Source organism: Nocardia sp. NPDC057272 (genome assembly GCF_042668615.1).
Classification (GTDB): domain Bacteria; phylum Actinomycetota; class Actinomycetes; order Mycobacteriales; family Mycobacteriaceae; genus Nocardia.
Genome location: NZ_JBHUYK010000031.1, coordinates 70444 through 77409, shown reverse-complemented (window position 1 = coordinate 77409; position 6966 = coordinate 70444). Strand labels below are relative to the sequence as shown.

The following is a 6966-nucleotide window of genomic DNA, read 5'->3' as shown; positions in this document are numbered from 1 at the left end:
GAGGCCCCCTCCCCGAGCCCCGTGACACCCCCCAGCACCTCGCGGCTGTCGAGTTCCTCGGCGCCGCTGCGGCGGACGAAATCGGCGACCACCGACACTGTTTCGGCGAGATGCGGCGAGCAGGTCGAATACACGACGACACCACCGGGGCGCACCAGATCCCATGCGGCGGTGAGAAGTTCACGCTGCAGGGTCACCAGCTCCGCCACGTCGGCCGGAGTCCGACGCCAGCGCGCCTCGGGGCGGCGACGCAGCGCGCCGAGGCCCGTGCACGGCGCGTCGACGAGGACGCGGTCGTAGCCGGGGGTCAGGCCACTGTCGCGACCGTCCGCGACATGCACGGTGACGGGCAGATTCCGGGTGGATTTGCGAACCAGTTCGGCACGGTGCTCGGCCGGTTCGACAGCGTCGACGGTGAACAGGTCGATCGCGGCGAGCGCGCCGAGCAAGGCCGCCTTACCGCCGGGACCTGCGCAGAGATCGAGCCAGCGCCCCTTGTCGGGGCCTTCCAGCGGCGCACGGGTGAGAGCGAGCGCGACCAGCTGGCTGCCCTCGTCCTGGACGGAGGCGATGCCGTCACGGACCGGTTCCAGCAGACCGGGATCGCCACCGTCGAGATACACCGCGTACGGGGACCAGCGGCCCTCCTCACCGCCGGTGACCAGCGCGAGCTCTTCCGAGGTGATCTCGCCGGGCCGGGCGACCAGGTGCACGACCGGGCGCTCGTCATCGGCCTTCAGGAGTGCGTCCAGCTCACCCGCCTGCGCTCCGAGTGCGTCGGCGAAGGACTGGGCGATCCATTTCGGATGCGCGTGCTCGAAGGCGAGCTTGCCGACCGGGTCGGCGGGGGCCAGCTCGGCGATCCACTCCTCGGCGGTCTTCTCTCCCGCCCGCCGCAGCACCGCGTTGACGAAACCGGCACGGCCCTGGCCGAATTCGGCACTGGCCAAGTCGACGGAGGTGTCGACGGCGGCGTGCGCGCTGGTACGGGTCCGCAGCAGCTGGTAGACGCCGAGGCGCAGGATGTCGAGGATGGGGCCATCGATCTCGTCGACCGGGCGGCCGGCACACGCCGAGATCACCGCGTCGAGCTGCCCTTGCGAACGGCTGGCGCCGTAGGTGAGCTCGGTCGCGAACGCGGCATCGCGCCCACTGATCTTGCGCTCACGCAACAGTTTCGGCAGCGCGAGATTGGCATAGGCGTCGCGCTCACGCACGGCCCGCAGCACATCGAGGGCGACTTCGCGCGCGGGATCCACGGGCTCGCCGCGGCGCTTGCGTGGACTGGGCACGCTGGGATCGGGACGCTCGGGACGACGCTGAGCGGGCGCTTTGCCCGCCGGCGCACCAGCATCCCGGTTGCCCGCACCACGGCCACGCGAGTCTCCTGCGCGCGCACCACGATCGGGACGCGACGCGCCACGGTCGGATCGTCCCGCACCGGACCGTGCCGCGCCCGTGCGTCCCGCGTTGCCACGATCACCGCGCTGGTCGGCCGAGTCACGGCCCTGAGCAGGGTCGTCCGCGCCGCCGAAGCCAGGGCGGTCGTCGGCACGACGAGGTGCCTCGGAGCGCGGGGCGGCGTCGCGTCGGCCACCCACGTCACGTCCTTGCGCCCGGTCACTCGCGCCGCGACCGAAACCGGGGCGGTCGTCTTCGCGGCGGGGCGCGCCGGAGCGCGGACCGTCGTCGCGTCGATTGCCCGCGTCGCGACCCTGCGCGCCGCGAGCGAAACCGGGGCGGTCGTCGCGGCGAGGTCGGTCGGAGCGATCCGTCCAGCGGTCGCCGTCCGCGCGCGGGGTGGTGGTGCCCTTCGCGGCGCGGGCGGCCCAGCCGCCGTCGACGTTCTTGCCGGTGATCTTGCGGTCGTCGCGGGGGCTGCCTCCGCGCGGCTCGCCGGACTTTCCGGTGGGTTTACGGTCTTCGCGGGGGCTCACGCCCTTCGCGGCATCGGCTTCACGGCGACGGCGACGGTCCGAGGCACTCATCCGATCACCGTGCCGGGCGCGAGGCGGGCGCCGCGCGCCCAGTCCAGGGCGTTCATCATCTTCTTGCCGGGCGGCTGGACCTGACCCAGGCGGACCGCTGTAGTCGATGTTCCGACGAAGACGCCGGATTTGCGCACCTCGATCTCGCGTTCGGGCAAGGTTTCCTCCACCATTTCCACCGGGCCGAGTTTGAGGCGCAGCCCGTTCACCTCGGTCCACGCGCCGGGCGCCGGGGTGACGGCGCGAATGTGGCGGTGGATGGCGAGCGCGGGTTCGTCGAACCCGATCCGCCCGGCTTCCACGGTCACCTTCGGTGCGTAGGTCACGCCGTCATGGGATTGCGGAATCGCTTGCAGCGAACCGTCTTCCACGCCGTCCAGGGTCTTCTCGAGCAGCACGGCACCCGCTTCGGCGAGCCGGGCCAGCAGTTCGCCCGCGGTGTCGGTGAGCCCGATCTTCTCGGTCATCACCCCGTACACCGGGCCCGTATCGAGGCCTGCTTCGATCAGGAACGTCGACGCGCCGGTCATGTCGTCACCGGCGTCGATGGCCGCCTGCACGGGAGCCGCCCCGCGCCAGGCGGGCAGCAGCGAGAAGTGCAGATTGATCCAGCCGTGGGCGGGGATGTCGAGCACTTGCTGGGGCAGCAGCGCACCGTAGGCCACGACCGGGCAGCAGTCCGGTGCGAGCTCGGTGAGCGCGGCGACGAACTCGGGCTCGGACGGCTTGCGTGGCGTGAACACCGGAATGCCGTGTTCGTCGGCGAGCTGCCCGACCGGCGAGCGCAGGAGCTTGCGACCACGGCCCGCGACCGCGTCGGGTCGCGTGACCACCGCGACGACCTCGTGGCCTTCGCTCTCGATCAACCGGCGCAGCGACGGCACAGCGGGCTCGGGCGTGCCCGCGAAAACTACGCGCATCAGCGACCACCGCCGACACCGCTGGATTCGCGCACGGTGATCCCGCCGCGGAACCAGTCGGATTCGCGGATGGTACGCATCGCGTCCTTGCGGTCGGCCGGTTCGAGCCGGTTGATGAACAGCACGCCGTCGAGGTGGTCGTACTCGTGCTGCACGCAGCGCGCGAGCAGACCGTCGGCCTCGAATTCGACCGGCGCACCGGTGACGTCGACCCCGCTGACCCGCACGCGCGCTGCCCGGCGCACGTCGTAACGCACGCCGGGGATCGACAGGCAGCCCTCGGGACCGACCTGTTCGTCGGCCCCGACGGCCGACCACTCCGGATTCACCACATGCCCCGCGGCGTCGCCGGTGTCGTAGACGAACACCCGCAGGCCGACACCGATCTGCGGCGCGGCCATCCCGACCCCACCGTCGTCGTGCATGGTCTCGGTGAGATCGGCGACCAACGTGGCGAGGTCGGGACCGAACTCGGTGACCGCGTCGGCACGAGAACGCAGGATCGGGTCGCCGAACAGGCGAACAGGCTGAATGGTCACGGCGGCTCCCGGGGAGGACGAAATTGCGGTCGTCCCAGTCTAGTGACCCCGCGAGGCGCTTCCGTCCAGCCCGGCTGTCAGGAGTTGCCCGCGATGATCACCTCGGGGATGCCGGTGCCGAGCGGGACGGGCGCGCAGACCGGTGCCGGTGCCCGGACCGGGTCGAGGACGCGCTGGAGCAACTGCTGCACGAAGGGGTCGTAGACCAGGTGGAAGTGCCCGGTCAGGTCGTCGGCGCAGAGGTCTTGCAGGACGAGGTTCTCGGCGCCCGCACCGCGCAGCGCGATGTTCGAGAACGGCTGGATCATCTCGTCGACGCGGCTGCCGACGGTGACGTACCGGACACCGGCCACGGTGTCGCCGCCCGCGTTGAGCTCCACCATGAGAGGTTCACCCTGAGCCTGCTGGACCGCAGCGGTCGAGGTGACCTTCGCGAAGACATCCATCATGCCGGGAACGGCCTGCCCCACCGGGACCAGTCCGTACATGACCCCGCCGTAGCTGGGTGAGGCCAGGCCGACCCAGGTCCCGACCTTCGGCGCGCCCCCGAGCTTGTTGACATAGAACCGGCTGACGTTCGCCCCCTGCGAGAACCCGACCAGATCGACCTTGGTCGCCTTGGTCGCGACGAGGACTTCGTCGACGAATTGGCCGAGCTGGGCGAAACTGATCCGCATGTCCTCGGTGCCGTAGGTGTCGGCGCCCGGCGCCCCGCCGTAGTTCAGCGCGAACACGCAGTAGCCGGCCGACACCAGCTGCGGCCCGATTCCCGCCCAGTCGGAGTACGCGCTCGAGTCGGTGCCGTGCACCAACACGATCGGCCGCGGGTGCTCGGCGGTGGGCGTACACCCGAAGTTGTTGAGCCCCACCGGAACCGAGTTCGGGTTGGCCTTGATGTAATGGGCGGCATCCAGGTGATCGGCCTGCGCCGGACCCGCTTGCATCGGAATGACGGCGGGCCGATAGCCCGCCGGTTCAGCGGCGGCGATCGGTGCGAAGGACACACCGATCACCGCCGTGCAGGCGAGTGCCGTGACCGACATCGCGCCGCGCAATCGTGATGTTCCCCAACCCCACAACGTTCCCAGTTGTTCCATGCCCCAAACATTTACTCCATGGGACCGACAACCGCACGCCGGGCAGGGCGTTCACGACGCCCTCACTTCTCGGGGGTTGCGTCACCCTCGGCGGCGACATCGTCCTCGGCGAGGATTCGATACAGCGCCCGACGGGTCTCGGCAAGCACCTCGGCCGCCTTCGCCGCCTGCTGCGCCGTGCCGACCTGGGCCACCTGACCGACCGCGCCCATCACCTGTCCGACCAGTCCGCGCAGGTCCAGCGCCTGGGCGCCGACGTCCTGCTTGACCTCGGCCCACGGGTCGCCGAGATCCTCACGATGGGTCTCGACATAGGCCTTGCCCTCGTCGGTGAGCTGCGCGGTCTTGCGACCGGCCACCTTCTCGATGAGCACCAGGCCCTCGTCCTCGAGCTGGGCCAATGCCGGGTAGATGGACCCCGGGCTGGGGCGCCAGACATCGTCGCTGCGGTCGCGGATCTGCTGGATCAGTTCGTAACCGTGCATCGGGCGCTCGACGAGCAGCAGCAGCACCGCGGCGCGCACGTCACCGCGCCTGCCGCGCCCGCCGCGGCCGCGTCCGCGACCGAAACCTGGGCCGAAGCCCGGTCCGAAACCTGGGCCGAAGCCCGGTCCGAAGTCGGGGCCGTGGCCATGGCGCCCGCCGTGGCGGAACTGCTGCCGGTCGGGGCCGAATTCCCGGGGGCCCGGTCCGCGACCGCGCCGGAAGTGTCCGAATTCTCGGTGTTCTTGGTTCTGCATGACAGCCTCCTCAGGCTCTCTCGTTGTTCTTGACACTATCGACGATATATCGGCAATGCATCGAGCGCAAGGAGTAATCTGAATTCGTGACGGACCCGTCCCGACGACCCCTTCGGCTCGCCGAACTCGTCGCCTCGCTGTCACTGGCCACCGACCTCGGGCTCGGCCAGCCGCAGGAACATGTCCTGCGGCAGACCGTTCTCGCTGTCCGGCTCGCCGAGGCCGCGGGGTTGTCCGAGGCCGATCGCGCCGCGGCCTACTACGTCTCGCTGCTGGCGTGGGTCGGCTGCGTCGCCGACTCCCCCGAGATGGCGCGCTGGTTCGGTGACGACCTGCGGATCCGGGCCGACAGCTACAACATCGACAAAACCGGATTGCCGATGATGGCCTTCCTGCTCGGGCACCTCGCCGAAGGCGGGTCGTCGCTGCGGCGGATCTCGATGACCGGCCGGTTCCTCGCGGGTGGGGTGCGCGACACGATGGACTCGTTCCTCACCCACTGCCGCACCGCGGCCGATATCGCCGACCGCCTCGACCTGCCGGACGCCGTCCAGGCAGCGCTGCCGCAAGCCTTCGAACGGTGGGACGGCCACGGCGTACCCGGCGGACTGCGTGGCGAGGCGATCATTCCGGTGATGCGTGTCGTGCACATCGCCGACGACGCCGAAGTCCATGCCCGGGTGGGCGGTGTCGACGCGGCGGTGCGAATGCTGTTGTCGCGCAGTGGCACCGAGTTCGACCCCGAACTGGTGAACCTGTGCACCCGGGGCGACGGCGCGTTGCTGGACGGGCTCGACCGGGTCGACGCCTGGCAGCAGGTGATCGACGGCTGCGCGGCGCTCGACAGGCCGATCGCCGACGACGAACTCACCGACGTCCTCACCGTCTTCGCCGACTACTCCGACGCGAAAGCGACCTGGTTCCTCGGTCATTCCCGGGCCGTGGCCGACTTGGCCGCCGCCGCGGCCCGCGAGTACGGCCTGCCCGCCGATCAGGCGGTGACCGTGCGGCGGGCAGCCCTGGTGTGTCGCCTCGGGACCATCGGCGTCTCGACGGGCATCTGGAACAAACCGGGTCCGCTGACCGCCTCCGAACGCGAACGGGTGCGGATGGTTCCGTATCTCACCGAGCGAGTGCTGGCGCGCAGCCCGCACCTGGCCGCGCTCGCCGGACCGGCTTCGATGGTGTACGAACGACTCGACGGGTCCGGCTATCCGCGCGGGCTCACCGGCTCGATGCTGCCGCCCACCGCGCGAATTCTGGCCGCCGCCCAGATGTTTCGCGCACTCGGCGAGCAACGGCCGCACCGACCGGCCAGCGATCCCGGCGAGCGAGCCAGGATCCTGCGCGCCGAGGTGACAGCGGGACGACTCGACGGCGACGCCGTTGCCGCCGTACTGGCCGCGGCCCAGGGCCGAAGACCACGCAAGCGCGCGCAGATCGCCGGACTCACCGCCCGCGAACTCGACGTCCTCGCCCTGCTGGTGCGCGGCCGGTCGACCCGCGAGATCGCCCAGGCCCTCGGCATCAGCCCACGCACCGCGGGCAGCCACGTCGAGCACATCTACACCAAAATCGGTGTGCACAGCCGTGGTTCGGCCGCGGTGTTCGCGATGCGCCACGGCCTGCTGCCCGACGAGGATCAACCGGCAAAGATCGGGTGATCACCCGATGTTCGACGT

Annotated in this window: 6 protein-coding genes; 1 reads left to right on the top strand and 5 read right to left on the bottom strand. The window is 70.5% G+C overall.

The features are described from left to right. From ACFULV_RS29975 to ACFULV_RS29955, 5 genes are all read right to left on the bottom strand, one after another. The coding region (locus ACFULV_RS29975) for an RsmB/NOP family class I SAM-dependent RNA methyltransferase (protein WP_378662510.1) at nucleotides 1-1259 on the bottom strand (1259 nt) is incomplete at its 3' end. Nucleotides 1260-1984: 725 nt separating this feature from the next. Then, nucleotides 1985-2908 (bottom strand): methionyl-tRNA formyltransferase, encoded by a 924-nt coding sequence (gene fmt / locus ACFULV_RS29970; protein WP_378662499.1) that lies wholly within the window; start codon nucleotides 2906-2908, stop codon nucleotides 1985-1987. Then, nucleotides 2908-3447, bottom strand: a complete 540-nt coding sequence (gene def / locus ACFULV_RS29965; RefSeq protein WP_378627041.1) for a peptide deformylase — start codon at nucleotides 3445-3447, stop codon at nucleotides 2908-2910. Before def ends, fmt begins: the two co-directional genes overlap by 1 nt. A gap of 77 nt (nucleotides 3448-3524) precedes the next feature. Continuing rightward, nucleotides 3525-4490: an esterase/lipase family protein gene (locus ACFULV_RS29960; protein WP_378662508.1), complete on the bottom strand. Its 966-nt coding sequence runs from the start codon at nucleotides 4488-4490 to the stop codon at nucleotides 3525-3527. 116 nt (nucleotides 4491-4606) lie between these two features. Next, a complete protein-coding gene (locus ACFULV_RS29955; RefSeq protein ID WP_378662497.1) occupies nucleotides 4607-5284 on the bottom strand; it encodes a PadR family transcriptional regulator in 678 nt (225 codons plus the stop codon). Nucleotides 5285-5370: 86 nt separating this feature from the next. Between ACFULV_RS29955 and ACFULV_RS29950 the strand changes: the two genes are divergently transcribed. Beyond that, nucleotides 5371-6948, top strand: coding sequence for an HD domain-containing phosphohydrolase (locus ACFULV_RS29950; RefSeq protein ID WP_378662494.1), 1578 nt, complete (start codon nucleotides 5371-5373; stop codon nucleotides 6946-6948). Nucleotides 6949-6966 lie beyond the last annotated feature (18 nt).